This is a genomic window from Synechocystis sp. LEGE 06083 (assembly GCF_015207725.1).
GTDB lineage: Bacteria > Cyanobacteriota > Cyanobacteriia > Cyanobacteriales > Microcystaceae > Synechocystis > Synechocystis salina.
The window spans coordinates 1-1,412 of the sequence record NZ_JADEWJ010000443.1 but is presented as its reverse complement, the minus strand read 5'-3'; the positions used below and the strand labels follow the sequence as shown (position 1 = coordinate 1,412).

Below are 1,412 nucleotides of genomic sequence, written 5' to 3'. Positions count from 1 at the left end.
CAATTATTCACCTCCACCACCGGTTTACTTTATACTCCAGTTTTTGTCGGCCCTGCCATGTTGGGTTTTATTCCTGGTTACTACAATTCCGCCTTTGGTTTATATGGTGCTTGGAAATCCTGGGGCGGCCCTGGCGATAATCCTACTACCCCCAATGGTTGGTATGGCCAAGCTGGTATTTACGATGGTAGGGGAGCGCAAGGAGTACAGACTGGATTGGTTTGGCCCAACTTTTCTGGCCCCCTATTCAAAGTGGCGGAAGTGGGCGGAACCTGGACTCCCTACGCTGATGCGCCAGAAGTCGGTTGGGGGAGTGTGGCAGTGGGAGGATGGCGACAGAGCGGCCCGCTGACAGCCCCTGGGGGAGCATTTGAATCCCAAACGGGGGGCATGTATGCCTACTTAGTCCAAAAACTGGGCAAATTTCGAGAGACTAAAGACCAAAATGGCATTGTTGGTTTTGTCCAAGGTGGTTGGAACAGTTCCAGTACGGCCCTGATGCACAGTTCCTTTGGTTTCGGTCTAACCTTTATTGCCCCCTTTGGCGATCGCCCGTTGGATAGTTACGGCTTTGGGTTTTCCTGGGCCAGATTAAATGCAAATCCCCTGGCAGGCTATGGCTTTAACAGCTATGAAACGATGTTACAGTTCTATGCCCAGTACCATTTGGTGGGCAATTTATTCATCCAACCCGTGCTAACGGTGTTGCCTACCCCCGGCGTGATGGGGGCAACGGGGCCCAGCATCAGTGGCACAGTACAACTCACTTTCCCTTTCTAGAAAATGGGGCTACCTATTCCGCCTAGGAATCGGCAGGGTTAGATTCTGACTCTCCACTTTCCCCCTCCAGAGTTGATGGAGATTCTGTCAGGTTTTTCGGGGGGGTAAATTGGGGTGGTTCCCCGTCATCGCCCGTATTAATTTTCGGGATAAAGCCTGGCCTCCGGGACCGTTCCCATCCCACCGGCCGCTTGGAGTTATACCAGGCCACCAAACCGATGGATACCGCCGCCACTAAGCCCACCACATACACCGCCACAAAATAGGTGGGAAACGTGCCAGCAACCGCCAGGATGGGTAGAGCAAACATATTTTTCAGGAAATAATGGTCGGGGGAATAACGAACCCAATCTTAACAAAAATTGTTATCGGGGTAATGGCTGACCCTGGGGTGATTTCAGACATTGAACAGCTAATTTTTGGCTTTTTTTTGCATTTGGTAACCAATTTAGCAATCCGATCCCCGGGGGGGTGTCCTATGATAAAGTGCCAGATGTGGAGTAAGATTAGTGTCGGCCACACCATATCTGTGGCTTAATTTATCTAAGCTCTGACCTCGGGCCCTTGACCCTACCGGTTTGTTCCGCTACCCTACGAAGTCCCCCTGACTGTCTTTTTCTATGCACCCCACC

2 protein-coding genes are annotated in these 1,412 nt (G+C 51.4%); one reads left to right on the top strand and one right to left on the bottom strand.

Translation table 11 applies throughout. The annotated features are described in order from the left end of the window. Positions 1-780, top strand: a 780-nt coding sequence (locus tag IQ219_RS19600; protein ID WP_194073726.1) for a carbohydrate porin, incomplete at its 5' end; no start/stop codon positions are given. A gap of 22 nt (positions 781-802) precedes the next feature. Here IQ219_RS19600 and IQ219_RS19595 read toward each other — a convergent pair. After that, entirely contained in the window at positions 803-1,090 is a 288-nt protein-coding gene (locus tag IQ219_RS19595; protein ID WP_194073723.1) for a photosystem II assembly protein Psb35, read from the bottom strand. Positions 1,091-1,412 lie beyond the last annotated feature (322 nt).

Coding starts and splice junctions, on each gene's coding strand:
- IQ219_RS19595 (WP_194073723.1), bottom strand. CDS start 1,090: ATGTTTGCTCTACCCATCCTGGCGGTTGCTGGCACGTTTCCCACCTAT.